The organism is Cryobacterium sp. Hh11, from assembly GCF_004404045.1.
GTDB classification, from domain to species: Bacteria; Actinomycetota; Actinomycetes; order Actinomycetales; family Microbacteriaceae; genus Cryobacterium; species Cryobacterium levicorallinum.
In genome coordinates this window covers 322885-348839 of sequence record NZ_SOHF01000015.1, presented here as the reverse complement: position 1 = coordinate 348839, position 25955 = coordinate 322885, and the positions used below count along the sequence as shown (strand labels likewise).

The following is a 25955-nucleotide window of genomic DNA, read 5'->3' as shown; positions in this document are numbered from 1 at the left end:
GGCTATGACCATCACCCGCTGCCCGCCACGTCCGCAATCGGTCGGGCCGGGCAGCGTATGAAGGTGCTCGTCGTCGAGGATGACGTCCGCATCGCGGACGTCATCCGTCGTACCCTCACCGAATCCGGCTACGCCGTCGATGTTGCCCACACCGCGCCCGACGGCGTCCAGGCCTTCGAAATTGACACCTACGATCTGGTCGTACTAGACCTGATGCTCCCGGGACTGCCGGGCGGAGGGATGGACGTGTGCCGACGCATCCGCTTGATCAATAGCGACGTGCCCGTGCTGATGCTGACCGCGCTGGATTCGATGCGTACCAAGGTTGAAGGGCTCGACGCCGGCGCCGACGACTACATCGTCAAACCGTTCCACCTGGTCGAGCTGTTGGCCCGCGTGCGGGCGCTCCTTCGGCGTTCTCCGCGGGCGCACGCACCCGTGCTGCAGGCGCAAGGAGTATTCCTCGACCCCGCCACCCGCACCGCGGTCCGGGCCGGTCGCACGATTGTGTTGACGGCGAAGGAATTCGCCGTGCTGGAATACTTGATGAGCAACGCCGGCACGATCATCAGCGCCACCGAGCTGATCGACCATGCATGGGACAGCAACTACGAGGGATTCAGCAACGTCGTGCAAACCTACATCCGCTACCTGCGGCAAAAACTCACCCTCCCCGGCGAAACGGACATCATCGAGACCCGGCGCGGCGCCGGCTACCTGATCCAAGCGGACAGCTGATGTTTCGCCGCGCGCTGGTTCGACTCACCGTCACCTACACGATTGTGCAGCTGGTGCTGTTCGCCGCGTTCGCGGTTGGCATCTACATCTTCGTCACCGGAACCTTCGATTTCGACGCCGCTGAATCGGACGGTGCCGGCGCCCTCAACGCGGCCGAGCAGGGCTTCGCCAACCTCCGCACCGGCCTGCTCGTGCTCTACGCCGTCTTGTTGGTGCTGATCCCGATCGCGAGTTTTCTCATGGCTCGCGCTGCCCTGGCACCGTTGCAGAAAAGCTACGAGCTGCAGCAACGCTTCGTGGATGGCGCCTCTCACGAGATGCGCAGCCCGCTCAGTGTCATTCAGGGCGAACTCGAACTCGCCCTGCTCAGCATCCGCACCCCGGCCGAGTATGAGCGTGCGATGGAGACCGCGCTCGACGCCGTCGGCGGCCTCACCCAGCTCACCAATGACCTCCTGCTGCTATCGCGCGGCGCGGGAGCCGAGTTGAAGAAAACGTACGAACTCGTCGACCTGAATGACCTTGTCCGCCTCGACATCGACGCGCGCGCCAGTAGGCCAGTGGATGCCGCCCGGCTGGACGTTCACCGGGGGCGGGACGCGGCCGTTCTGGGCTCCCCGGCCCTGCTCGCTCGAGCGATCGCGAACGTCATCGACAACGCGTTGAAATTCACCCCGCCGACGGGCGTCATCACCGTCAGAACTGCCGTCCAGGACAGCACCTGCACCGTCACCGTGCGGGACACCGGCATCGGCATGGACAACAACGACCTGAAACACGCCTTCGACCGGTTCTGGCGATCGGACCGGGGGCGATCACAGCCCGGGCACGGCATCGGCCTCAGCCTGGTGCAGCAGATCGTCCAGGCGCACGACGGGCGCATCACGCTCACCTCACAGGTCGGCATCGGCACCACCGTGACAGTGAATCTTCCCCTCCGCCCCTAAAGTGACTCAGTAGCTCTGGCTCTCACGCTCATCTCACGTGCCCCTCTCTAGCTTGGAAGTATGGCCCCGCAGTCGCGGAGCTCACTCACGAAAGGCACACACCATGCAGAAGAAGACGAAAATCGCCGGTGGCGCAGCAGTCGCTCTGGCTCTGGCCCTCGTCGGCGGCATCGCTCTCACCGCCGGCGCCCAGTCCACTCCCGCCAGCCCCTCATCGTCCACCTCGCACGTCGAACGAGGCGTCAAGTCGGCCGACACGGATAACGTTCAGGACGAGGTCGAAGACGGCACCAACGACGGCGAAACCGCCGACGAGTCCGGCACCGAGTCTGGTACCGAAACCGAAACCGACACCGAGAACACGAGCGACGACATCAACGGTGTCGCCGTCGAAGACGGCACACAGGACTAACCCCTAATTAGGGATGGCCGGGGCACACATGCGCCTCGGCCATCCCTCCGTCAGCATCGGGTTTCCCCCAATGCTTCGGGCGTCCACAGAGTCGTCCACAGAGTCGTCCACTGTCCCGTGCTGTGCGTGGCAACATTTTGGCAGCACTTGAATGAAATCGCATCGGTGTCACGGGTGTTCAAAAGATTGAAAAACCCGATAATCCTGCTGATCTGGGCGCGGTCCGCCGTCTGATTAGGGACGGTCTAGTTTTCAAATCCCACCGGTACGGTGGAGACCACGTCTCACAAGCTGGCGGCTGACGCCGCGATGGGACAGGTCGACGTTGCGCGATAGTGACGAGCGCCACGGTCGACATCCTTCTCGGTGATCGGGTTGTGGGCATCGCAGTCTGAAGGCAATGTAAGAAGCGGCGTGTCTCGCCTCGGTTGTCAACACTATGCAGGTAGGCAAGGACGGTTGCGAGACATCGGGAGGCGTCAATGACGAAGCTTATTGGGTCTGCGCGGGTATCGACCAAGAGCGAGACGACGGATCAGCAATTCAGCGATCCGCTCGCTGCTGGCGTTCGCTGCCCCAGGCCCGTGGTCTGGGAGTTACGCCAGCGCAGTTGGTTCGGCTTTCCCTTGACCCCCGGCCGAGAGCGTCCGAGCGCCTCGTGTCACCCGAGCTGGCGGTTGTTTCTCACGAATCCTCCGCTGCGCTGCACGGCATCGGAAACCTGGATGCCGACGTCTACGAGCTCACCTTAGGGGGCCACAGAACAGTTCGCTCAGGACCGAGCCCCGGACCTCCTGCGCCAGCTAACGCGCAGCGCTACTTGACCGTGAACGCGCCAGGGATGATTGGATAAGAGGATGCGTGAGCCCCGGTACGCCACGCCCGCCGCGTTCCAGCGCGCAGAATGCCACTTCGGGTCTGGATGTCGGCCTTTGAGGCAAGATTGGATCCGCTTGAGGTTGCGGTGTTCTTAGCGTGGTGGTCTCGTAGTTTGGGCCGCTAGATGCTGCGGTGGTCGCGCACCGCGAGTTCGAGGGCTTCGAGGCCGGGAGCCAGTGCGGCATCCACGGCCAATGGGTCGGTGAGGTTGAGTTCCTGCATTGCTCGGCGGCCCTCGGGTGCGGTGTTGATTTCATGCTCACCTGCCTGCAACGCAGCGATCAGATCGGTGATGACGTCGGCCAGGCTGCGGCGGTCCCAGCCGAGGTCGGCGCCGGCGTTCTGCGAGGTCATCATGGCGGTATCGGTGGCCCCCGGGTAGACGGTCGCAACGTGCACGCCCGTTCCGATCAATTCCCGGCGCAGCGATTCGCCGAACTGGGCTAGGCCTGATTTCGTGGCCGCGTAGATCGAATAGAACGGCATCCCGACGAGGGCTATCCCGCTGGAAACGTTCAGGAGGATGCTTCCACGGCCCTTACCGCTCTGACGAAGCGCCGGCAGGAGGGCTTTGGTGAGCAGGATCGGAGCGGTGAGGTTCAGATCGATCATTGAATGGACATCCGCATCGCTGGTGAGCTCGAGCCGACCCGCGCGTACATTGCCGGCATTGTTGACGAGCAGGTCAACCGTGCTCCACGGTGCAACGGTGTCGGTGATCCGTTCAACAGCGCCAGGCTGAGTCAGGTCTTCGACGAGGATTTCGGTTGTTCCGCCCGCGGCGGCGACGAGGCGGGCGGTTTCGGTGAGTGTGGCCAGTTGGCGGCCGACCAGCAGGAGGTGACCACCGCGTCGACCAAACTCGAGGGCGATGGCCTGGCCGATGCCTTGTCCTGCGCCCGTGATGATTCCGCGGCGATTGGCGAGATCCAATTTGTTGAGGTCCATGGCGATCTTCTTTCCGTTGAGTTGAGCGACGGTCCGTCGGGCGGCATTACACCCGCCGATTCCGATACGTCTAGAAGACAACCATGAGGCAGGGGAGGAATTCCCGGCGGTGCATCCCACGCCTCACAGGATCAGTTTTAGGGCGCGGGCGAGGTTTTCGTAGACTGGAGGTCCGTGGATCCATGGATCCGTGGATCGCATCGTGTTCGCTGCCGTGACTCTGCCTATTGGGTGGAAGGGGTCGACCACATCGTTTGTCCGACTTCGTGTTTGAGTCGAGGCACGACCGGCGTGAACAGACGCCGTCGGTTTCCGATCTCGGGCACGTTGATCAATCTTAAGGAGCCCATCATGAATGCAGCCGCGTCAGTAATCGTTTTCGATGTCAATGAAACCCTCTCGGACATGTCACCAATGGAGAATCGTTTCGTGGAGGTCGGTGCCCCGGGTTATCTGGCCCGGATCTGGTTCGCATCATTGCTTCGGGACGGATTCGCCCTCGCCGCGTCTGGCGACAGTGCGAGATTCTCCGTGATCGGCACCGCGATCCTGCATGATCTGTTCCGCGGCATCGCCCTGACGCGCACTGTCGATGAGGCCGTATCCCATGTCTTGGAGGGCCTCGGGACACTGAACCTGCACCCGGATGTCGCAGACGGGGTCAGGGCGTTAAAGGTCTCGGGGTACCGCCTCGCGACCTTGTCCAACGGGTCGGCACGGTTGGCACAAGCCATGCTGTCCGAGGCGGGGATTCGAGATAACTTTGACGCCCTTCTCACCGTCGAGGACGCACCGGCGTGGAAACCTGTGGGTTCCGCCTATCACTACGCCGCGAATGCTCTGGGGGTTCAGTCGGCCGACATGCTCCTGGTCGCCGTGCACCCCTGGGACATCCACGGGGCAGCCCAAGCGGGCCTCAGCACCGCTTGGATCAACCGAGGCGATGCCCCTTATCCGAGCTACTTCGCGCAACCGGACTACACCGTTCCCACCCTCCACGAGTTGGCTGCACGCCTAAACGCCTAGGCAGCTGTGTGTTTGGGGCTCGGCAGCACGATCCTCTCCGCTTCGGTGCCGTTCGACCTCGTCAGCAACCGCAGCCGGGCGGGGCGAAGACGCAACTTCTTCGCAGAACTTTTGCCGGAAGGCACCGCCCTGGACAACCTCGCTGCCGAGATCAGAGTCTCCAGCGACGACACTATTGCGTTGCCGGCCCAGTTCGGCCGCGACATAGCCGGTGCCATTCAGACCCACGTCATCAAGCCACCGTGCCGACATCGGCATAACATTCATCTGATCCGCAACACGTTCAAGCGCTTCGAAGACGGATTGGGCGGTGCACCGCCCGCACGATATGGGTGGTGCACCGACTGCTCTAACCTGCCTGTCGGACTATTTGCTGAGGTAGCCGTTCGGGTCCAGGACATACTTCGTGGCGGCGCCCGCATCGAATTCCGCGTACCCCCGCGGGGCATCCTGGAGTGAAATGGCTGTGGCGTTGACCGCCTTGGCGATCTGGATCCTGTCATGCAGGATCGCCATCATCAGCTGCCGGTTGTACTTCATGACCGGACACTGGCCGGTAGCAAAGGAGAGGGACTTCGCCCAGCCGGTGCCCAAGGATAGTGACAGGCTGCCCTTTTGGGCCGCCTCGTCCGCGGCGCCCGGATCCCCGGTGACATACAGGCCGGGAATGCCCAGGGACCCGCCGGCGGCGGTGAGATCCATCAGTGAATTGAGCACGGTGGCCGGCGCCTCCTGGGCCCCGGCACCATGTCCGTGGCCGCGGGCCTCGAAACCGACCGCGTCGATACCGGCATCGACCTCCCGGACCCCGAGAAGCTGCTCGATCTGGTCAGCCGGGTCCCCGTTGGCCACATTAACGGTTTCGCAGCCAAAGGATCGGGCCTGGGCCAGGCGATCCTCATTCAGATCCCCCACGATGACCACCGCAGCCCCCAGCAGTTGGGCGCTGGCTGCCGCGGCCAGCCCCACGGGACCGGCCCCGGCAACATAGACGGTGGACCCGACGCCAACACCCGCAGTAACGGCCCCGTGGAAACCGGTCGGGAGGATGTCCGAGAGCATGGTCAGGTCCATGATCTTTTCCAGGGCCTGGTCCCGATCGGGGAACCGCAGCAGGTTCCAGTCCGCGTAGGGGACCAGGACGAACTCCGCCTGCCCGCCGACCCATCCGCCCATGTCGACATAGCCGTAGGCGGAACCGGGACGGTCTGGGTTCACGTTCAGGCAGATTCCGGTCTTGCCTTCCTTGCAATTCCGGCAACGTCCGCAGGATATGTTGAAGGGGACGGAAACGATGTCCCCGACCTTGATGAACTCGACGTCGGGCCCGGTCTCGATGACTTCCCCGGTGATCTCGTGCCCCAGGACGAGACCGGCCGGGGCGGTCGTGCGGCCACGAACCATGTGCTGGTCCGAGCCGCAGATGTTGGTGCTCACGGTGCGCAGGATGACCCCGTGCGGGATCTTCCGGCCGACATTGAGGGGATTGACGCCTGGGCCGGCTTGCAGTTCGAAGGTGGGATACGGGGTATCGATGATTTCCACGATCCCCGGCGCCTTGTATGCAACGGCTTTGTTACCTGACATTAAATGGCTCCTATGGGTTGGCGATCGAACCCTCACGGTGATGCTGGTCGCATCAGACTGCCTGTGAGGACGTTGTTGTCACTTTCGTGAAGCAAATCGGGTCTATTGATACGCTCCCGGGGGGAGAAGCTGGAGGCGGCTAGGCATCGATCACTAAATCAGTGAGCGCGGTCGAGCAGCAGGGCAGGAACTTGCCTGCATCGATTTCCCGAGCCCGGATCCCGCCCTGGTGGTTCATGTCGACTTCCCCGGAAAGCTTGACGACTTTGCAGGAGCCGCACATGCCTTCCCTGCAGTTCGCGCCGATCCTGACGCCCGCACGCTGGGCCACCCCGAGGATATGTTCGGCGGGGTCGATGCGCACGTTGATGCCGGTGCGCAGGAAGGAAAGGGTGAGACTTCCCGTGCCGACCGTGTCGAAGCTCGAGACATCGGTGGACCCGGCCTCCGGCCTCACATCCGAACTGGCGTCGGGGGCTTCGGGACAGGACGAGTCCGGGTCGACGGTTTCCAGCGGCAGTCCCGTGGCCTCCAGGGTTCCCTCGGCATCGTAGCCGGGCTCGTAGAGCCCGAATGCTGCGGGCTGGCTTTCGTAGTAGTCCTCGGCGGAATCGGCGATTTCCTCGGCGATTTCCTCCGCAATGTCCACTGCAAGCGCGACCTCCGCCTGGTATTCAAGAATGGTCTGGCGGTCTCCCGAGAAGAATTCCACGTGGATGGAGGTGTCGTCGACGCCGACTTTCTCAAGGAGCTCGGTGGCTGCGTTCAGGTAACCCTCGGGGCCGCAGGCATAAACCTGGCGGCCGTTGGCATCCGGGGCTACCTGGTCGAGCATGGCCGCCGTTAGCCTTCCGGTGAGCCCTTGCCACCCCTCGGGTTCGCTGCGGTCGCCCAGGGAGTAGAAGACCTTGACGCGCGAGTCCACGGAGGCGATGTAGTTCAATTCCTGGTGGAAGGCAAACCCTCCAGCCTCCGCTCCGTGGAAGAGCAGCACGACATCGGCCTGTCCGGGCAGGGAGTGGATGGTCCGCACCATCGACATGATGGGGGTGATGCCGGAGCCGGCCGCCAGTAAGAGGTACCGTGCCCGCCGGTCGACGTCGGGCAGGTGGAAGGCCCCGACCGGCCCGAGCATCTCCAGGACGGTGCCGGGTTTGACGTTCGCGTGCACCCACGGCGAGACCTGCCCCGTGGGGTCGCATTTGACTGTTATCTCAAAGGTCCACGGCTTGGTGGGCGAACTGGACAGCGAGTAGCTGCGGTCCACGGCGTCCTGGTCTTCGCCGTTCACGGGAAAGGCGACATTCACGTACTGGCCCGGACGGAACGCCAGGGGCGCCCCGTCGGAGCGGCGGAACACGAAGGTCATCATGCCGCCCGCCTCGGGAATGGTCTCGACACATTCGGCCATAAGCTCCTGCGGATTCCAGGGTCCCAATGCGCGGGCCGCACCGGCGGGTCCATCGGTGCTGCCCAGCACCCTGTTCCACGGCATCTCCAGGCCGCGAATGCGCTGTGGCTCCTGGATGGCCGTGACGGTGCCGAGTTCAATCATGCCAAGTGCTCCTGCACGCGCTGTACATACCAGTTGATGAATGCCTCGACCTGGTATTCACTCTTCATGTACGGGCCGGGCTCGTAGGCGGGGCTGCTGGCGCCCTTCTGGCACAACTCCACGAACGCCTTGTCCTGCAGATTGGTCTGCTTCCAGGTGTGGGTGAGCTTCTCCAGGTCGTAATCGACGCCTTCCACGGCGTCGTCAGCCACCAGCCAGGTGGTGCGTACCAGCGTCTGGTGCTCATTGACGGGGAAGACGGCGAACGTGATGATGTGGTCCGCGACGAAATGGAACCAGCTGTTGGGCTGCAGGTGCATCGAGCAGCGGCCAAGGCGGAAGTCGCGCAAGTCGCCGAGCAGCTTCTTGGAGAGTCTGCGCCCGTCGGGCGAGAACGATTCGCCGTCGCCGTCGAGAGCGTCTCGTGAGATGCGGATTCCCCCTACGCGGGTGTCGAGTTCCTCGACGGCCTCATAGGGAAGGCCATAACGGCGGCAACGGTCCTCGAGCGAGGACTGTGCTTCCTTGTTTCGGCCCCACACCTCCTCAAGATGGAGCGGGATCAGGCCCTCCGTCAGGCCCCAGGTGGGAAAGAGGGAGCAGGCGAGTTCTGGGTGGCCGTCGCAGTGGTAGCACTCACGGTTGTTCTCCATGACGAGCTTCCAGTTGCCCTCCTCGACGATGTTCTGCTGGTAAGCGATTTTCGTCTTCGATAGGTCGTGGGGCGCAAGGTAGGGTTCGAAGATCTTTCCGGTTTCGTCGAAGTCCGTTGGCGGCTCATCCGCAATGCAGACGAAGATGAGTCCTGCGAACACGCGGCTGTGGGCGCGCTTGAGACCGAAACAGCCCTTGTCGAACTGCGTTTCCCCCGGTGCCGAGGCATGGACCAAATCGCCGCGGGGGGAGTAGGTCCACGAGTGATAGCCGCAGACCAGGTTGCCCGTGGTCCCCGAAGCTTCGGTCAGGACGCGGGCGCCCCGGTGGCGGCACACGTTGTGCAGCACGTTCACGCCGCCGTCGTCGTCGCGCAGCACGATCAGGGAATACGGGCCGTAATCGACAGTGACGTAGTCTCCTGGTTCCGGGAGCTCGGCGATGCTGGCGGCAAAGATCCAATGCTGGCCAAAAATGGCCTTCATGTCAATGTTGAAAATCGTCGGATCGGTGTAGAAGGGGGCATTGAGGGAATATCCCACCCGCCGAAAATCAAACAACTCGGTAATTTCCGCCATCTGCTCGGCTGGCAAGTATGAAGCGAGTCTTCCACGTGAATTGAGGGGCATGTGTACTGGAGCAGCCATGGGTTTCCTCCCGAGAGGGTTGGATGAGTGTGCGATGAGTGAGACCCGGAGTGGGGGGGCAACCGGCGTTGTCGAAAACAGCTAATCCTGAGATTAGGGAGCATAGATCTGCAACAAAAGCGCAAGATTTAGCAAATAACAGTGCAGAATAAGTGCATGATCGATCCACGGCTTATAACACTTCGGGTATTTGGCCGGTGCGGCACCGTTGGGGCTACGGCGGCGCTCACGGGTTATTCTCCCTCCGCGGTCTCCGCGCAATTGCGGGAGTTCCAGCGTGTGCTCGGAATGCAGCTGCTGACGAAGGACGGTCGAGGGGTACGGCTAACCGCCGCGGGCCGCTATCTCGTGGCGGGCTCGGACGCGCTCATTGCGGAATGGGAGAGCCTGCGCGCCGCGGCCATGGAGGCCGGCGACCAGGTGCCGTCCCGTTTGGGGCTCGGTGGATTCTCCACGGCGGCTGCCCAGCTGCTCGCGCCGCTGGCCGCCACGCTGCGCTCGACACGCCCCCTGCTGGAGGTACAGGTACTCGAGGCCGACCCGGCTCGCTGCTTCGACTTGTTGGTTGCCGAGCGAATCGACCTCGCGGTCATCGTCGCCATGCAGTCCGACACCCCGGTTGAGGATGATGCGCGCTTCGAACAGACTGTTCTGCTCGACGATCCCCTGGACGTGATCATTCCCGCTGACCATCCGTTGGCGTCACGGCAAACGGTGACGCTCGAGGAGCTGGCCACGGAACCCTGGATCACCGAGGCCGCCGGTTCCACGTACCATGCCCTATTTACGGCGGCGTTCACGGCAGTCGGGGTAACACCGCGAATTGCCCATGAGGCCGTGGAATGGGAAACCCAGATCGCCTTCGTTGGTGCGGGGCTGGGCTTGGGACTGCTGCCGCGACTGGCGCCGCTGCACGGTGCCGAAAACGTGGTTCGACTGCGCATTGCCGGCAAGGGCAAACCCTCGCGCCGCATTGTCGCTGCGGTGCGCAAGGGCAGCATCACATCGCCCCTGATCCAGGAGTCGCTCGGCATTTTGCAGGTCAGCGCCAATCGGATCCTCACCGCCCGACCCGGAGACGATCTCTGAGAGCGGATGCCCACGATTCGTCGCAGACAGGGCCAGCAGATCCGCATGGTGGCGACACGTTCGCGCTGCCCGAACAAGGAGCTGAAAACAAGTCACTCACCCACCCACGGATTTCCGGTGGGTGGGTGAGTCTACCGACCCGGCTGAGATCAGTGAGACAGCCCAGGGAGGACTCGCCGCCGCATAATCTGAACGTTCTGGACTAGTTGAGCCAGGCGTTCACAGCATCCTCGTTAGCATCCACCCATTTCTTTGCCGCCTCCTCGGGCATCATGCCGCCCTGGATATCCGTAGCAACCGCATTCTGGTCCTCATTGGTCCAGTTGAATGATTTCGCAAGCTTGGCTGCGGGCGATCCACTGTCCGCAAACTTCTTCGAAATAATCTTGTTGAGCTTGTATTCCGGGTAGTCACAGGCGACTTCTTCCGCGTTCGCGTCGCAGCCCTCGGTCCACGCCGGCAAGTTGACCTTTTTAAGCGGCACCTGGGCCAGGAACCACTGCGGCTCGTAGAAATAGCCCAGAATCGGCGTCTTATTCTGCTCCGCTGTACGGAATGACTGGATCAGGGCGGCCTCCGAACCGGAGAACACCACCTTGTAGTCCAGATTGAGGTTCTTCACCAGCGCCTCGTCATTGGTGACGAAGGCGGGATCGCCGTCGAGTAGCTGCCCTTTGCCTCCGGATTCGGACGTGGCGAGCATCGAGGCATACTTGTTCAGGTTCTCCCATTCCGTGATGTCCGGATATTTCTCGGCCATCCAGGGCGCCACGTACCAGCCGATGTAGCCCACGTTTCCGGTGGTGCCAGCGTCGACGGCCACTTTCTGATCGGTGATGTACTGCTTGGCGAGATCATCGTGGCCCCAGTTCTCGATCACGATGTCCACCTCGCCGGAGGCAAAGCCCTGCCACGAAATCTGCTCATTCAGGTCCTTCTGCACCACGGTGCAGCCCAACTCGTTCTTCGCCACATAGCTGTACACGGCGGCATTGGCCGTGTACCCCACCCAGGCGTTCATTGCGACGTTGACCGTTCCGCAGGCCGTCGCGCCATCGGCAGCCGGGTCGGCAGCCGACTGATTGACGGAGGCACCGCCGCAGCCTGCGAACAGCATGATCGCGGCAGCAGCTCCAGCCGCTGCCGGGACAGTTCGATTCAACAGCAATCTAGCTTTGTTCATTATCTGATCTCCTTATTGGGGGGAATGCGGGGGTCCACCGCGCCGGGCGCAGGGCGATCATGCGGTCAGGTTGTCGACGTTTTGGGCGAAGGGATTTTTCGCGCCGGTGTGGCTGCGGCGGCCTGGGTCATCCTGTCCAGCAGTATGCCGAGGAAGACGATGGCAAGGCCTGCAGCGAGGCCCTTGCCGAAGAGCGAGCTTTGCACGAAGCCAGCAACGACGTCGTACCCGAGGCCGCCTGCGCCCACGAGCGCACCCACCACCACCATGGCCAGGACATAGATCAGGCCCTGGTTCGCGGCGAGGGCCAGGGTCTGCCTGGCCATCGGAAGCTGGACCTTGGTGATGACCTGCCAGGGGGTGGAGCCGCTGGATACGGCGGCTTCGACAACGGTGGGGGAGATCGCCGCGATGCCGTCGGCCGTGATCTTGATGGCCACGGGGGCGGCGTAGATGATTCCGGCGATGATCGCTGTAAAACGGGTGGCGCCGAAGAGGCCCAGGAACGGGACCAGGTAGACAAAGGCGGGCATGGTCTGGCCCGCGTCCAGCATGGGCCGCATAATCTGGTCCACCCGAGCGGACCGTCCCATGGCGACGCCGAAGACTATACCCAGGACCATGACCACCGTGGTTGCTACCAGCGTTGCGGCCAGGGTGACCATGGAGTCGCTCCAGAGGCCGAGGTAGATAATAACGCCCAGGCAGGCAGTGGTCAGGGCCGAGAGCTTCCAGCCGCCCAGGGCGTAGGCGGCTAGGGCAATAGCGGCCACCAGGATGTAGAAGGGCGTCTCGGTGAGCAGCGACTGGAACGGGTTGAGGATCCCGGTGGTGACGGCTTCCCGGAAGGAGACGGTGAAGAGGGATAGGTTGGCCTGCGTCCATTCGCTGGCCGAGCTCACGGCTTGGACGATCACCCGGCCGATGTCAAGGTTGGCCGGGAATGCGGCGGCCCACAGCATGGTCCGGGATAACTGCACCATGACCAGGGCTAGCACCAGGGTTATGCCCAGGAGGATGAATCTGGTCCTGCGGGAGACCCTGCGGTTGCGGGCTGCCCCTGGTTCCGCGCGGCGGCTTGCGGCGGTGGTCACCCGGTCCAGCATGATCGCCAGCAGGACTATGGAGAGTCCAGCGTTGACGGCCGTGCCGACGTCCAGCGACTGCAGCGCCCGGACCACCACCTGGCCGAGCCCGGGGGCTGCGATCAGGGCGGCGATGGTGACCATGGACAGGGCAGCCATGGTGCTCTGGTTGATTCCCATGACGATGGTGCGGCGGGCCATGGGAAGCTGCAGGGTAAGGAGCCGCTGCACACCAGTTGTGCCCAGTGAGTCGGATGCTTCGCGGGTGTTCTCGGGGATGCCGCGGATGCCGTGCGCCGTCAGGCGGATCACGGGCGGAGCCGCGTAGATCACTGTCGCGATAACGGCCGATGCGGGGCCGATGAGGAAGATCAAAGCCAGGGGGGCCAGGTACACGAACGTTGGCAGCGTCTGCATGAAGTCCAGTACCGGCGTGATCAACTTGGCGACGCGGCCGTACACGCCGGCCAGGACACCGAGTGGGATTCCAACCAGAAGGGTCAGCAGCACAGCGGTGACGACCAAGGCGAACGTGTAGGTGGCTTCGAGGAACAGGCCCTGGAAGCCAAAGAAGATAAAGATGGTCACCGTCAACAGTGCGACCCGGGCATTTCCGATCGCCAACGCGATCCACCCCAGCAAGCCCACCGTTCCGAGCCAGCCGATTTCCGGCAGACGAAGGCCCGTGGAACTCGCCGCAAAGGTGGTGATGAACAGGTTGGCCACGGCGTCGACGCCGGCACGCAAGGGCGTTAAGACGTACAGGAAGACGGGGTTGTCCGCGCGGTTTGCCGCTACCCAAACGTTGAACTGGTTGAGGGAGCGGTGCAGGTCCGTCAGCTCAGAGGCCGGCAGCGTCAGGGTGGAGGTTCCATGCAGGAAAACGAATCCCAGGATCCAGACGACGACTGCGCTGGCCAACAGGATGGTGCGTCTGGTGGGCCTGCGGCGCGGTTCGCGGGTACGGGAGGGGGAGGGGAACGGTGCGGGCTGCGCCGTGGCCCGATCCCGAACGAGGACGGACACTAGGCCGCTGCTTCCGTGCGCTGTAGTACCGAGAGGATGCTGTCACGGTCGATCTGCCCGGTGATCCGGCCGGAATCCTCCACCAGGACGGGGCAGGGGGACTGCATGACCGCCGCGATGGCATCGCGGATGATCATCCGTGAACTGAGAACGGGCGCGTCAGCCGGTGTTGCGGCCTCAACGGGCCGGGTGATCCACTTCAGGGTCAGGACATCCGCGCGGAGGACTTCGGACACGAAGTCCTCAATGTATTTGTCCGCCGGGGACCCCACCAGCTCATCTCCCGTGCCGCACTGGACCGTCTCTCCGTTTCGCATGATCAGGATGCGGTCGCCGAGCTTGAGCGCCTCGGAGAGGTCGTGGGTCACGAAAACCATGGTCTTGCCCATTTCCTTGTGCAGCCGGATGACTTCGGCCTGCATATCACGGCGAATGAGCGGATCCAGGGCGGAGAAGGGCTCGTCGAAGAGGATGGTGTCCGGATCCCCGGCAAGGGCCCGGCCCAGGCCCACGCGCTGCTGCATCCCGCCGGACAGCTGGTCCGGGTAGTGCTGTTCGTAGCCCTTGAGGCCCACGAGTTCGATGATCTCCCGGGCCCGGGTGAAGCGTTCTTTTTTGGCCGCCCCGCGGATCTGCAGCCCGTAAGAGACGTTGTCGAGCACGGTGCGGTGCGGGAGGAGGCCGAAATGCTGGAACACCATGGACATCTTCCGCCGGCGCAGTTCGCGGAGCTCGGCCATGCCTGCCTGGAGAACATCCTTGCCGTCCACCAGGACCTGCCCGGAGGTGGGTTCGATCAGCCGGGTCAGGCACCGGATCAGGGTGGACTTGCCGGATCCGGAAAGTCCCATGACCACGAAGACCTCGCCTTTGGCGACGTCGAAACTCAGGTCACGGACGGCAGCGTTGCAGCCGGTACGTTCCAGCAGTTCCGCTGAGTTGAGGCCCGAGAGTTCGGGGTTTCCGGGAATCTGGTCGCCCCCCGGTCCGAAGACCTTCCAAAGGTTGCGCACGGAGATGTCGGGACTATTCATTGCTGTACTCCTGCCGGTGGAGACTCGAACCAGTGGCTGGGCTGGGGGTTGATGTTTTGCCAGATGTGTTTGGTTTCTCGGTACTCCGCGAGACCCTGAAGCCCAAGTTCGCGGCCGTTTCCCGACTTGCCGAACCCGCCCCACTCAGCTTGGGGAAGGTAGGGGTGGTAGTCGTTGATCCACACCGTTCCGTGCCGGAGGGATCCGGCAACGCGCTGGGCGCGGGAACCGTCATTCGTCCAGACGGCGCCAGCCAGCCCGTAGGCGGTGTCGTTCGCCAGCATGATGGCTTCCTGCTCAGTGCTGAAGGTCTCCACGGTCAGGACCGGTCCAAACGACTCTTCCTGGACGGCGTTCATGGACGTGTGGCAGTCATCCAGGATGGTGGGAGGGTAGTAGCTGCCGATTGCCAGCGCGCCGGTGTCGGGGATATATCCGCCGCACAGCAGCGTGGCTCCTTCCGCGATGCCGGCCTGGACATAGGCGTGGACCCTGTCACGGTGCGCGGCCGAAATCAGCGGGCCGGTTTCCGCGCGCTCGTCGAAGGGACCGCCAAGCCGGATGGACTGGGCGCGCCGCACCAGTTCGGCCATGAACTCGTCGTGGATCGATTCCTCAATAATGAGCCTCGTGCCGGCCGAGCACACCTGCCCGGAATGCAGGAACACCGCAGTGAGGGCATTATCCAAAGCAGACTCGCGGTCGGCGTCAGCGAAGACAATGTTCGGATTCTTCCCGCCCAGTTCCAGGGCGACCCGCTTCACGGTGTCGGCCGCGGCCTTCATGATGCTGATCCCGGTGGCCAGGCCGCCGGTGAAGGAGACCAGGTCAACGTCCGGGCTTTCGCTCAGGACGGCGCCGACCTCGGGGCCCGTGCCGGTGACGAGGTTTGCGACGCCGGGCGGCAACCCGGCTTCCAGGAGCGTTTCCATCAGCAGGATGGCCGTGGAGGGAGTCAATTCGCTGGGTTTCAGGACGAAGGTATTGCCGGCCAGCAGGGCCGGGGCCACCTTCCAGGAGGCCTGCAGGAGGGGGTAGTTCCATGGCGTGATGAGTCCGCAAACCCCGACCGGTGCGTGGACAACGCGGCTGATGCTGCCGGGATTTCCGGTGTCGATCACACGGCCTGCGTCCGTCCCGGCGATGCCGCCGTAGTACCTGAAGCATGCGGCGATATCGTCGATGTCGTATTCCGCTTCGACGTAGCGCTTGCCCGTGTCGAGGGCCTCGGCCCGGGCATACAGGGCCTTGTCGCGCTCCAGCAATTCGGCGGTGCGGAGCAGGACCTGGCCACGCGCCTTCTCGCTGGTTCCCGGCCACGCTCCGCTGTCGAACGCTCGACGGGCGCTGGCGACAGCTTCCCCAGCGTCGGCGGCCGTGCATTCGGCAACCTCGGCGACCTGTTCACCGTCCGCCGGGCAGCGGATGACCCGGGTGTACCCGGCGGCCGTTTCAGTCCACCGGCCGTTCGCAAACAGCCCCGGCACCGGTGAGGCATCGGGGACCGTGACGGTTCCAAGGCCGGTCAGCTGAACACCCTGAACGCGGTTCATGCGAGACCCACACTGGGCGCGGCCTCGGTAGTAGCTGCAGGTGCGTGCCGGTAGAAGTCGGCGTGCTGGGGTGCCAGTGGCGTACGGTCCAGGATGAGGTCCGCAGCCTTTTCGGCGAGCATCATGACCGGTGCGTAGATGTTGCCGTTGGTCACATAGGGCATCGCGGAGGCGTCAGCCACGCGGAGCCCCGAGGTCCCGTGGACCTTCATGGTGAGCGGATCCACCACCGCCAGGGGGTCAGAGGCAGGGCCCATCTTGGCGGTACAGGAGGGATGGAGCGCCGTTTCGGCGTCCCGAGCCACCCAGTCCAGGATTTCCTCGTCCGTCTGCACGGACGGGCCGGGTGAGAGTTCGCCGCCGCTGTAGGGAGCCAGGGCCGGCCGGCCGAGAATGTCGCGGGTAACCCGGATAGCTTCGACCCATTCGCGCCGGTCCTGGTCCGTGGACAGATAGTTGAATTGCAGGGACGGGTGCGTGGCCGGGTTCGTGGAGATGATCTTCAGACTGCCCCTGGTGTCGGAGTACATGGGGCCGACGTGGACCTGATACCCGTGTTTGGCATCGGCCTTCTGGCCGTCGTAGCGCACAGCCACCGGCAGGAAGTGAAACATCAAGTTGGGGTAGGTGACGTCATCGTTGGAGCGAACGAATCCGCCTCCTTCGAAATGGTTGGTGGCAGCCGGGCCCTTGCGGCTCAGCAGCCACTGGAGTCCGATCAATGGGTAGCGCCAGAGGCTGAGGCTAGGCTGCATGGACACGGGCTGCTTGCAGGAGTGCTGGACATAGACCTCCAGGTGGTCTTGCAGGTTTTCGCCGACACCGGGCAGAGCCACGACAGTCGTGATGCCCAGCGACGAGAGGTGGGCCGAATCACCAATGCCGGACAGTTGCAGCAACTGGGGCGTGTTGATGGCCCCGCCGCACAGCACCACCTCCTTGGCGCTGACGGTGTGCAGCCTCCCGTTCCGGCGGTAGCTGACCCCCGTTGCCGTTGTGCCGTCGAAGTTGACCCTGGCCACCAGCGCCCGGGTGCGGACCGTCAGGTTCCGACGGCCCTTGTTGGGGCGAAGGTAAGCCCGGGAAGCCGACAGCCGCTGGCCCTTGTGGATGTTACGGTCGAACGGGCCGAAGCCTTCCTGCCTGTACCCGTTGACGTCATCGGTGCGTTTGTGACCCGCTTCCTCGGCGGCGCGGAAGAAGGCCTGGAACAGGGGATTGCGGGCGGGCCCGCGTTCCAGGACCAGAGGTCCGTCATGGCCGCGCAAGTCATCGTCCGGAGCTGCGGCCAGCGTGGTTTCCATGCGTTTGAAGTAGGGCAGACAGTGCGCGAAGTCCCAGGTCTCCATGCCGGCGTCCGCTCCCCAGCGTTCGTAGTCCAGGGGGTTACCGCGCTGGAAGATCATCCCGTTGATGGAGCTGGAGCCGCCGAGCACTTTGCCGCGGGCGTGGGCGATCTTCCGACCGTGCATGCGGGGTTCGGGGTCGGATTCGTATTGCCAGTCGTAGAACCTGTTGCCGCTGGGGAAGGTTAGGGCCGCCGGCATCTGGATGAAAAGGTCCCACGGGTAGTCGCTGCGGCCCGCTTCAAGGACCAGCACCGTGTGCTGTCCGTCGGCGCTCAGCCTGTCTGCGAGGACCGATCCGGCGCTTCCACCGCCGACTATCACGTAATCGAAGCTCTCGTTCGTCATAAGGTAAATCTCCTTGGGCGTGATCTGGGAGTCATTTTGGAGGGCCAGCAATGTTAAGGACGAACGGACAGGATCTGCCGTTTGCTGAGCCGTGTGTGGATGCGGTATTCGCGGATGTGGTCCATTGCGCGTCGCTGTCGAAACAGTTCCGAAAATGCGGCCGGGCGCCAAGGACTGTTAATCAGGGCGCGGAACGCCGCCGCAGTCAGCGAGGACCGAGGTCACTGTCAACATACGAGCCCGGGCGGTTCCCGTGGTCGTGTTGGCAGTTGCAGCCGCCATCCAGTTGCAGCTGAACAGTGACTGGATTTGAGCACTCCAACTGGATATCCACGAACTCCTTACCGGCGCTGCTAATCCGTAGAGTCTCGTGTTGGTCTCGGAGCTGGGACATGTAGATACCTTTGCTATTCGTTGGGGGTGGGTGAGGCTCGGCGGCACGGGCCTGAAGAAGCCGCGTGCCGCCGAGGTGGGCTGCTACCTAAGGTGCGCCGCTATTTACCGTCCGGGCCCGGCTGCTGGGGCTCGAAGGTTGGGATGCTCCCCGTGCGAGTGCCCCCCGGGCAGTCCGAGTCGGAGCATTTCTCGGCGCAGTCGTGCTTTGTCACGAGGTCGAACTGCAAGCCGCCGTGTTGTTCCACGCCGGTGCGCATTGCTCGCTCTACGACGGATGTGGCCAGGCGACGCCGCAGGAAGAGAGGATCGCGACGCAGGTCCTTGGTGAGAGCGAAGCAGAGCAACACCATGACGATGACGAACGGTAGCGCTGCCACGATGGTTATTCGTTGCAGGCCAGCCAAGGCTTCCGATGGTGCATCGCCGCCGGCCAGCAACATGACCGCCGCCACGGCACCGGTGAGGCAGCCCCAGAAGATGATCACTCCGCGGCGGGGGTGCTCGGCGCCATTGGAGCTGAGCGATCCCATCACGATTGAGGCAGCGTCGGCACCGGTGATAAAGAAGATAGCGACCAAAACCATGGCCAGCACGATAACGGCAGTAGTGGCCCAGTCAGGCATGCTCAGGTTCTTGATCAGGTCGAAGAGTGCTCCGTCGAAGTTGACGGTCGGTGTCCCGTCGACCACGGTGACCAGGCCCGGGGTGTTGGTTCTGTCGGCTTCCTGCTGAATTTGGAAGGCTGCGCCTCCGAAGACGGCAAACCAGATCACGCTGACGACGCTGGGCACCAGAAGCACTCCGGTGACGAGCTGGCGGATGGTGCGACCGCGGCTAATGCGGGCGATGAAGAGACCGACGAACGGGGTCCATGAGATCCACCAGGCCCAGTAGAAGATTGTCCAGCTGCTCATCCAGCTGCGCAGCGACTCATCGCCGACCGCTTCAGTCCGGGACGACATTTCGGCCAGGTCGCGGGCGTACTCGCCAACTGCAGAGGGGATCAAGTTAAGGATGAAGAGAGTGGGGCCCGCGACGAAGACGATCAATGCCAGGACGACGGCCAGGACCATGTTGATGTTGGAAAGCCACTTGATACCGCGGCTGATTCCAGAGACGGCTGAAGCGACGAAGCACAAGGTCAGGACAGCGACAATCGCCACGAGCACGGGGGTGCCGATCTCGCCGAACCAACCGTTGGACGTCATGCCGCTGCCAATCTGCAGGGCACCAAGGCCCAACGATGCAGCGGTTCCAAACAAGGTGGCGAAAATGGCCAGGATGTTGATGAACTTCCCGACTGGCCCTTCGACCGTCCTGACTCCGAAGAGTGACGTGAATGCGACGGAGATCAATTGCCTGCGACCCAGGCGGTACGTCCCGTAGGCAATTGGGATGCCGACAATGGCATACATGGCCCAGGGGTGCAGCGTCCAGTGGAAGATCGAGGTGGCCATGGCAGTCTGGATGGCTTCGGGGGTTCGTCCGTCCACGGTGCCGGGCGGGGGAGAGATGTAGTGATAAAGGGGTTCGGCCACGCCGTAGAACATCAGCCCGATGCCCATGCCGGCGGCGAACATCATTGCGATCCAGGAGACAGTGCGGAATTCGGGCCTTTCGCCGTCCTTACCCAGCGGGATGTTGCCGAACTTACCCAGGGCCAGCCACAGGACAAAGATCACGAAGAGCGATGCCACGAGCATGAAGAGCCAGCCGGTGTACTCCATGACCCAATTGAGGGCACCCGTGGAAGTGCTGGACAAACTATCGCGTCCCACAAAGCCCCAGACAACAAAGGCAATGGCGATGGCGCCGGTGATCCCGAAGATGATTTTGTCGAGACTGAGCTTATGGTTGCGGCGATCCGCAACTGCCTGCTCGGTCTGGGCATGACGCAATTCTTCGAGGATTTGCCCGTACTCGGCGTCCGGCACGGCGCGTGCGGGGATTGTGTCTACTTCGCCGGAGACACCAATGATTGCATTACTCTTCTCCCCCCTTCGGGACTCGTCATTACGCGGAGTCTCTGCCACATCTTTGTTAGCAGGTAAGTCCTTGGGTGTATGGGATTTCAGGTCACTACTAGAGTGCATAAGCGTGTCCTTTGTTCGGTGTGGCAGGGGCCTGCGGTTAGATATGGCCCTTGGTAGTCAGATCGGGCAGAAGGTTGAGGACCTCGTCCGATTCGATGATCATGATGCTGTCTTCTACGACTGATATGCCTAAATCACCATTTCAGATATATCAGAAGCAGCGTATTGCAGGACTGGGTGTGTGTCCAGAGATTTCTTAGCGCCCGTATATCACGGCTGAGCGCTTCAGTCCGGGCCGCCGGCAGATCTAGCTCCCCGCGGACGGCTAAGTGATGGTCTTCGCCCGGGCTTGAGGACACCGCGCATCGACCCAGAGAGGTGCTCGCGCTCAACCACCTGGATGGCCCCCGGGGCTCTTAGCCGCGCAGCCTGGACATTGTGGGGTCGTAGAGCGGATCTGCGGTGACCGTGGCCTGAATGCGCCGGCCGAAGTACTCGATCTCAACAGAGTCCCCGACAGTGACAGCCGCCGGAAGGTACGCGTAAGCGATCGGTTTAGCGACGGTGTAGCCGTAGGCGGCGCTGGTGACGTAGCCGACCGCCTGGTCCTTGTAAAATACCGGTTCCTTGCCCAGGACGATACTCCGGCCGTCGTCGACCGTCAGGCAGCACAGGTTCCGTTCGGAGTTTTCCTCGCTACGGTCTTCCAGCGCTTTTTTTCCGACGAAGGATGCCTTGGCCATCTTCACGGCGAATCCCAGTCCGGCTTCCAGGGGGTCGTGCTCGGTCGTCATGTCCGTGCCCCAGGATCGGTAACCCTTTTCAAGACGCAGCGCACCAAAGGCTGCACGGCCTGCCGCTATGACACCGTGAGGCTGGCCGGCCTTCCAGAGCGCATCCCAGAGGCGCTGACCGTTGTCGGCACTTGTGTAGAGTTCCCAGCCCAGTTCGCCGACGTAGGACAAGCGCATGGCCGTTACGTTGACGCCGCCGATGACTACCTTTTTAGCGCGGAAGTATTTGAGACCTTCATTGCTGAAATCATCGCTGCTGACGGTGCTGATCAGGTCCCGAGCGAGGGGCCCCCAGAGGCCAATGCAGCACGTACCGCCCGTCGTGTCGCGCACCTGTACCCAGTCGCTGGCGCTCCCGCTTTCAGTCTGATGGCGGGCTGCCCTTTCAAAATAGGCAGTGTCGATGTTTCCGTTGGCTCCGAGCTGGAAGGTGTCTTCGCTCAACCGGGCCACGGTGATGTCGCTTCGGATGCCGCCGGCGTCGTCCAGCAGGAGGGTGTACGTGACTGCACCGGGCTTCTTGGCCAGGTCCGCAGTGGTGAGTTCCTGCAGCAGCTTCAGAGCGCCCGGGCCGGAGACCTCAAGGCGCTTGAGCGGAGTCATGTCGTACATGGCAACTGCCGTGCGGGTCTTCCAGGCTTCCGCGGCAGCAATGGGCGAGCTGAACATCCCCGACCACGCGTCGCGAGCTGGCGGCAGCCAGCTGTCCGGCATCTCCTTCAACAGCGCCGCGTTTGCTTCGAACCAGTAGGGGCGTTCCCATCCGCCGCTCTCCAGGAAGAACCCGCCCAACTGCTTGTGGCGCGCGTGGAACGGACTCACGCGGAGGTTGCGGGGGGACAGCTTGGACTGGAGTGGGTGGAGGACGTCGTAGATTTCGACGAAATTCTGCTGTGATGTTTCGCTGACGTATTCCGGGGTTAACTGGACCTCTTCAAAGCGGTGAATATCACAATCACCCAGATCGATCTCCGACCTTCCGGTGGTCAGCAGTTGGGCAACGGCGCGGGCGATACCGGCAGAGTGGGTCACCCACACGGCTTCGGCAACGAAGAAGCCGTCCAACTCCTTGGACTCGCCCACCAGGGATCCGCCGTCGGGGGTGAAGGAGAAAATGCCATTGAAGCCATCCTCTATATTGCTTTCCGAAAGCGCGGGCAGGATCCGCTTGGTGGCCTCCCAGGCCGGAAGGAAGTCATCCACGGTGAAGTCCAGCCGGGAGGGCATGTTGTGTTCGCTGATCGTGGCGGGCTCAAAGGTGCCGAGTTCGTCGAGGTCCACGGGCATTGGGCGGTGGGCGTAGGAACCGATGCCGTAGCGCTCGCCGTGCTCGCGGTAGTACAGATCCTGGTCCTGGTGTCGCAGGATGGGTAAGGAGGCCCCGTTGGGCAGGCTGTTCTTGCCCTTCAACGCTGGTACCGGAGTGGTCGTGACGTACTGGTGGGCCAAGGGTAGAAGAGGAACGGACATGCCGATCATTTCGCCGATCTTGGCCCCCCAAAAGCCTGCGCAGGAAACCACGATGTCCGCGGGGATAACACCGTCGGACGTCTGGACACCTGTGACGCGCCGGCCGGACTGTTCAATACCCGTGACAGTGGTGTTGCCCAGGTACTGGACGCCCGCGGCTTCCGTGCGCTTGATCAGCAACTGAACGGCGCGGGCGGCGTTGGCCAGGCCGTCGCTGGGAACATGTAGTCCACCGAGGATATCTTCCTCGTTCAGGAGCGGGTAGAGCTCCATGCACTCTTCACGTGAAAGAATTTTTCCGGTAATTCCATACGATGCTGCGTATCCGAGCTTTCGCTTCAGGTCAGCGAGACGGGTCTCGGTGGTGGCGACTTCGAGGCCGCCGACCTGGTTGAAGCAGTTGACGCCGTCTTCGGTCAAGGAGAGTAGCTTCTCCACCGTGTATTTGGCGAAGAGTGCCATGGATTTCGAGGCGTTTGTCTGGAAGACGAGGCCGGGGGCGTGGGACGTTGAGCCCCCGGGCATGTGCAGCGGCCCTTGGTCCAGCACAGTGATGTTGTTCCAACCCCGGGTGACGAGTTCATCGGCCAGGTTCGTTCCGACTATTCCAGCTCCGATAATGACAATGCTTGGCGTCGATGCCATATGGTTTCTCCTCCTGATTTTTGTGTGTCAATACCTGCTGGTTTGGTGGCTTCTACTTACCGGAACACGACGGTGCTGTTCCGATCCAGAAGTACACGGTGTTCGCAGTGCCAGCGCACGGCCCGGGAGAGTGCCAGTGCTTCGGCGTCCTGTCCGACTGTTGAAAGAGCGGTCGGTCCATAGCTGTGGTCGACCCTGATGACTTCCTGTTCGATGATTGGACCCTCATCGAGTTCCGCAGTGACGTAGTGGGCCGTGGCGCCCACCAGCTTTACGCCACGGTCGTAGGCCTGGTGGTAAGGGCGTGCGCCCTTGAATCCCGGGAGAAAGGAATGGTGGATGTTGATAGCGCGGCCTTCCAGCGAGCGGCAGAGGTCATCGGACAGAACCTGCATGTACCGGGCAAGCACGACGAGGTCGATTTTCTGCTCCTCCACCAGTTCCAGTAAGCGCCGCTCGGCGTCCAATTTGGTCGCGGGAGTCACCGGGAGGTAGATGAAGGGGACGCCGGCGGCCTCAACCATTGCCCGGTGGGTTTCATGATTGGAAACCACAAGGGCAATGTCGCCGTGGAGGCTTCCGCCCCGCCAGCGAAAGAGTAAGTCGTTCAGGCAATGCCCGAACTTGGACACCATGACCAGGATGCGTTGCTTCGTCTCGTCATGAAAGCTAAATTTCATGTCGAAGCGGGCAGCAATCGATCGGAATTCTTCCTCGAGATCGTCCGGGGTGTAAGTAGAAGGGCCCGAGAATGCGGTGCGGAGATGCAGAGTCTCTCGGAGGCCGTCATCGAACTGCTGGTGTTCTTCAATGTTGAAGCCACGCTCGAACAGGAACGTTGTGACCGCGTGGACGATGCCTGCGCGTTCGACGCACGACAATGTGAGAACGAACTTCTTCGTCTGCTCTTGCCCAAGAACCTCCGATTGAGGCAGTGTGCTGGTAGATGAGTCTGTCGAAATTAGCGTCATGTCTCCGCCCCTATATATATTGGCAGTATTACTACTGATATATCTGATTTGGTGATCAGCGTATACTGGCGACTGAGATAGGTCAATAGCCTTCTTGCTCGATTTGAAAGGGGTCAACGAATGGCGGTTGAAGCTTGGGTGAGTGCTGGTGCTGGTGCTGATGCCGCACGGAGGTCGTTGGCGGATATAGCCTACGAACGCGTTCGCGATCGGCTGCTGACTCTGGACATCAAGCCTGGCGATCTACTCAGTGATGGCGAGCTCGCCAAAGACTTGGGCGTCGGGCGCACGCCGGTGCGCGAAGCCTTGAAACGGCTGGAGCTCGATCGCCTCGTTGTGTCCTACCCGCGGAGAGGAACTTTCGCGACCCGCGTGGACGTTACTGACCTTGCGTTCATTTCCGAAATCCGCACGCAGCTGGAACCCCTTGCCGCTTCCCGGGCTGCCCGCGTGGCCACGGTGTCTGCCAGGGAACAGTTGCGGGAGGTCATGCGCGCCGTCGAGGGATTCGACGCGAGCGCAGCGTCCGTCGTCGAAACGCTGCGGTTGGACGCCAGCGTGCACCGCGGCATTTATGCGGCGGCCGCCAATCCCCACCTCGAAGATGTCCTGATCCGCTACGACAATCTTGCGACACGAATCTGGTGCATGGTCCTGGATCGCCTGCCTGACCTGTCCCGGCACGTCCATGAGCATGTGGACCTGCTCCGTGCCGTTATCGACGGAGATGAGGCAGGTGCCGCCGAACTCGCGCGGATCCACGTGAGTGGCTTCGAGCAGGCGGTACGCGAAGCTCTTTTCGCCGCCTGAGGCAGGCGCCGCCCACCAGGAACCGTCTAAAGGGCGGTGCGGATGGTCTTCTCAAAGTTGGTCACGTGCTCGAGGGCCAGCCCAGCGGAAAGTTCGCCGTCACCGTCGGCGATGGCCTGGAGCAGCTTGACATGCTCGGTGATGTGCCCGACCACGGATGGGATTTTGTCGAGCACCAGACACCAGATGCGCGTTGCCAGGTTGTCGTAGCGGATCAGCACGTCTTCCAGATGCGCATTGCCGGCTGCGGCATAGATCTGCCGGTGTACTTTGATGTCAAAGCGCATCAGGTCATGCTGGTCCGAGTTGCCAGGTTCTGAACGCGCAATACTAGCGGCTAAATCTCGGAATTTTGCGCGCATTGGCGCGGTGGCGTTCTGCGCCGCACGTCGGGCCGCGAGTGGCTCCAGTAATTGGCGGATCTCCGAAATGTCTGCCAACTCGGTGAAGTCGACGCGGGTGGCAAAAGTTCCGCGGCGCGGGTACGAGACGACGAGGTGATCGCTCTCGAGTCGCTTGAGCGCCTCGCGCACGGGGGTGCGCCCAATACCGAGGCTCGCCGCCAGGGCTGAATCGTTGATGGCATCGCCCGGGCGTATCTCCAGCATGATCAGCTGGTCGCGCAGACTGCGGTAGGCATGCTCTGACAACGACAGATCTGGCTCAGCCGCTGCTGTAGCGTTCGTCATGGTTTCTCCTCGGGTCGCTTGCCCCAGAGGAAGTCCTTGACGTCGAACTGGCCGCACTATATTGTTGCACTTAATCTAATATATCAATTG

The 25955-nt window shown here is 62.6% G+C and carries 20 protein-coding genes; 7 read left to right on the top strand and 13 right to left on the bottom strand.

The window, feature by feature from the left end:
- Positions 1-57: 57 nt before the first annotated feature.
- The 3 genes from E3T46_RS07025 (at position 58) to E3T46_RS07015 (ending at position 2097) form a co-directional block, all read left to right on the top strand.
- Positions 58-738, top strand: a complete 681-nt coding sequence (locus tag E3T46_RS07025; protein ID WP_134577965.1) for a response regulator transcription factor — start codon at positions 58-60, stop codon at positions 736-738.
- Positions 738-1685 carry a HAMP domain-containing sensor histidine kinase gene (locus E3T46_RS07020; protein ID WP_134577964.1) on the top strand — a complete coding sequence of 316 codons (948 nt, stop codon included), beginning with the start codon at positions 738-740 and terminating at the stop codon, positions 1683-1685. The genes E3T46_RS07025 and E3T46_RS07020 overlap by 1 nt, the downstream gene beginning before the upstream one ends.
- Positions 1686-1788: 103 nt before the next feature.
- Complete coding sequence (locus E3T46_RS07015; RefSeq protein ID WP_134577963.1) at positions 1789-2097, top strand: hypothetical protein; 309 nt, start codon at positions 1789-1791, stop codon at positions 2095-2097.
- 999 nt (positions 2098-3096) lie between these two features.
- On the opposite strand, the gene E3T46_RS07005 is transcribed toward E3T46_RS07015, so the two are convergent.
- Positions 3097-3924: an SDR family NAD(P)-dependent oxidoreductase gene (locus tag E3T46_RS07005; RefSeq protein ID WP_134577962.1), complete on the bottom strand. Its 828-nt coding sequence runs from the start codon at positions 3922-3924 to the stop codon at positions 3097-3099.
- A 351-nt stretch (positions 3925-4275) separates the two neighbouring features.
- On the opposite strand from E3T46_RS07005, the gene E3T46_RS07000 reads away from it, so the two are divergent.
- Positions 4276-4950 carry a haloacid dehalogenase type II gene (locus E3T46_RS07000; protein WP_134471985.1) on the top strand — a complete coding sequence of 225 codons (675 nt, stop codon included), beginning with the start codon at positions 4276-4278 and terminating at the stop codon, positions 4948-4950.
- 6 nt (positions 4951-4956) lie between these two features.
- Complete coding sequence (locus E3T46_RS18415) at positions 4957-5409, top strand: HipA N-terminal domain-containing protein (RefSeq protein ID WP_277870931.1); 453 nt, start codon at positions 4957-4959, stop codon at positions 5407-5409.
- Here the strand turns inward: E3T46_RS18415 and fdhA are convergent.
- The 3 genes from fdhA to E3T46_RS06980 form a co-directional block, all read right to left on the bottom strand.
- Positions 5317-6537, bottom strand: coding sequence for a formaldehyde dehydrogenase, glutathione-independent (fdhA, locus tag E3T46_RS06990; RefSeq protein ID WP_134471984.1), 1221 nt, complete (start codon positions 6535-6537; stop codon positions 5317-5319). The two genes, E3T46_RS18415 and fdhA, sit on opposite strands and share 93 nt — an antisense overlap.
- Positions 6538-6676: 139 nt before the next feature.
- Entirely contained in the window at positions 6677-8092 is a 1416-nt protein-coding gene (locus E3T46_RS06985) for a ferredoxin reductase (protein ID WP_134577961.1), read from the bottom strand.
- A complete protein-coding gene (locus tag E3T46_RS06980; protein ID WP_134577960.1) occupies positions 8089-9393 on the bottom strand; it encodes an aromatic ring-hydroxylating dioxygenase subunit alpha in 1305 nt (434 codons plus the stop codon). The genes E3T46_RS06985 and E3T46_RS06980 overlap by 4 nt, the downstream gene beginning before the upstream one ends.
- 156 nt (positions 9394-9549) lie before the next feature.
- On the opposite strand from E3T46_RS06980, the gene E3T46_RS06975 reads away from it, so the two are divergent.
- A complete protein-coding gene (locus tag E3T46_RS06975; protein WP_134577959.1) occupies positions 9550-10482 on the top strand; it encodes a LysR family transcriptional regulator in 933 nt (310 codons plus the stop codon).
- 202 nt (positions 10483-10684) lie between these two features.
- Here E3T46_RS06975 and E3T46_RS06970 read toward each other — a convergent pair whose 3' ends face one another.
- The 8 genes from E3T46_RS06970 to purU all read right to left on the bottom strand — a co-directional run bounded on the left by E3T46_RS06970 (position 10685) and on the right by purU (position 24366).
- Entirely contained in the window at positions 10685-11665 is a 981-nt protein-coding gene (locus E3T46_RS06970) for an ABC transporter substrate-binding protein (protein WP_174845381.1), read from the bottom strand.
- A gap of 65 nt (positions 11666-11730) precedes the next feature.
- The gene (locus E3T46_RS06965; RefSeq protein WP_134577958.1) at positions 11731-13776 is read right to left on the bottom strand and encodes an ABC transporter permease subunit; all 2046 of its coding nucleotides are present in this window, start codon (positions 13774-13776) and stop codon (positions 11731-11733) included.
- A complete protein-coding gene (locus E3T46_RS06960) occupies positions 13776-14810 on the bottom strand; it encodes a glycine betaine/L-proline ABC transporter ATP-binding protein (protein WP_092448690.1) in 1035 nt (344 codons plus the stop codon). Before E3T46_RS06960 ends, E3T46_RS06965 begins: the two co-directional genes overlap by 1 nt.
- A complete protein-coding gene (locus E3T46_RS06955) occupies positions 14807-16363 on the bottom strand; it encodes an aldehyde dehydrogenase family protein (protein ID WP_198419126.1) in 1557 nt (518 codons plus the stop codon). Before E3T46_RS06955 ends, E3T46_RS06960 begins: the two co-directional genes overlap by 4 nt.
- Positions 16360-18057 carry a choline dehydrogenase gene (gene betA, locus E3T46_RS06950; RefSeq protein ID WP_134577957.1) on the bottom strand — a complete coding sequence of 566 codons (1698 nt, stop codon included), beginning with the start codon at positions 18055-18057 and terminating at the stop codon, positions 16360-16362. Before betA ends, E3T46_RS06955 begins: the two co-directional genes overlap by 4 nt.
- Positions 18058-18551: 494 nt before the next feature.
- Positions 18552-20546 (bottom strand): BCCT family transporter, encoded by a 1995-nt coding sequence (locus E3T46_RS06945; RefSeq protein WP_134577956.1) that lies wholly within the window; start codon positions 20544-20546, stop codon positions 18552-18554.
- A gap of 356 nt (positions 20547-20902) precedes the next feature.
- Entirely contained in the window at positions 20903-23395 is a 2493-nt protein-coding gene (locus E3T46_RS06940) for an FAD-dependent oxidoreductase (RefSeq protein ID WP_134443900.1), read from the bottom strand.
- Positions 23396-23451: 56 nt separating this feature from the next.
- Positions 23452-24366, bottom strand: a complete 915-nt coding sequence (purU, locus tag E3T46_RS06935) for a formyltetrahydrofolate deformylase (protein WP_134577955.1) — start codon at positions 24364-24366, stop codon at positions 23452-23454.
- Positions 24367-24486: 120 nt separating this feature from the next.
- Here purU and E3T46_RS06930 point away from each other — a divergent pair, with 120 nt between their 5' ends.
- On the top strand, positions 24487-25176 hold the full coding sequence (locus E3T46_RS06930) for a GntR family transcriptional regulator (RefSeq protein WP_134577954.1): 690 nt from the start codon (positions 24487-24489) through the stop codon (positions 25174-25176).
- A gap of 26 nt (positions 25177-25202) precedes the next feature.
- Here E3T46_RS06930 and E3T46_RS06925 read toward each other — a convergent pair whose 3' ends face one another.
- The gene (locus E3T46_RS06925; protein ID WP_104132530.1) at positions 25203-25865 is read right to left on the bottom strand and encodes a GntR family transcriptional regulator; all 663 of its coding nucleotides are present in this window, start codon (positions 25863-25865) and stop codon (positions 25203-25205) included.
- Positions 25866-25955 lie beyond the last annotated feature (90 nt).

Coding starts and splice junctions, on each gene's coding strand:
- E3T46_RS07025 (WP_134577965.1), top strand. CDS start 58: ATGAAGGTGCTCGTCGTCGAGGATGACGTCCGCATCGCGGACGTCATC.
- E3T46_RS07020 (WP_134577964.1), top strand. CDS start 738: ATGTTTCGCCGCGCGCTGGTTCGACTCACCGTCACCTACACGATTGTG.
- E3T46_RS07015 (WP_134577963.1), top strand. CDS start 1,789: ATGCAGAAGAAGACGAAAATCGCCGGTGGCGCAGCAGTCGCTCTGGCT.
- E3T46_RS07005 (WP_134577962.1), bottom strand. CDS start 3,924: ATGGACCTCAACAAATTGGATCTCGCCAATCGCCGCGGAATCATCACG.
- E3T46_RS07000 (WP_134471985.1), top strand. CDS start 4,276: ATGAATGCAGCCGCGTCAGTAATCGTTTTCGATGTCAATGAAACCCTC.
- fdhA (WP_134471984.1), bottom strand. CDS start 6,537: ATGTCAGGTAACAAAGCCGTTGCATACAAGGCGCCGGGGATCGTGGAA.
- E3T46_RS06985 (WP_134577961.1), bottom strand. CDS start 8,092: ATGATTGAACTCGGCACCGTCACGGCCATCCAGGAGCCACAGCGCATT.
- E3T46_RS06980 (WP_134577960.1), bottom strand. CDS start 9,393: ATGGCTGCTCCAGTACACATGCCCCTCAATTCACGTGGAAGACTCGCT.
- E3T46_RS06975 (WP_134577959.1), top strand. CDS start 9,550: ATGATCGATCCACGGCTTATAACACTTCGGGTATTTGGCCGGTGCGGC.
- E3T46_RS06970 (WP_174845381.1), bottom strand. CDS start 11,665: ATGAACAAAGCTAGATTGCTGTTGAATCGAACTGTCCCGGCAGCGGCT.
- E3T46_RS06960 (WP_092448690.1), bottom strand. CDS start 14,810: ATGAATAGTCCCGACATCTCCGTGCGCAACCTTTGGAAGGTCTTCGGA.
- E3T46_RS06955 (WP_198419126.1), bottom strand. CDS start 16,363: ATGAACCGCGTTCAGGGTGTTCAGCTGACCGGCCTTGGAACCGTCACG.
- betA (WP_134577957.1), bottom strand. CDS start 18,057: ATGACGAACGAGAGCTTCGATTACGTGATAGTCGGCGGTGGAAGCGCC.
- E3T46_RS06945 (WP_134577956.1), bottom strand. CDS start 20,546: ATGCACTCTAGTAGTGACCTGAAATCCCATACACCCAAGGACTTACCT.
- E3T46_RS06940 (WP_134443900.1), bottom strand. CDS start 23,395: ATGGCATCGACGCCAAGCATTGTCATTATCGGAGCTGGAATAGTCGGA.
- purU (WP_134577955.1), bottom strand. CDS start 24,366: ATGACGCTAATTTCGACAGACTCATCTACCAGCACACTGCCTCAATCG.
- E3T46_RS06930 (WP_134577954.1), top strand. CDS start 24,487: ATGGCGGTTGAAGCTTGGGTGAGTGCTGGTGCTGGTGCTGATGCCGCA.
- E3T46_RS06925 (WP_104132530.1), bottom strand. CDS start 25,865: ATGACGAACGCTACAGCAGCGGCTGAGCCAGATCTGTCGTTGTCAGAG.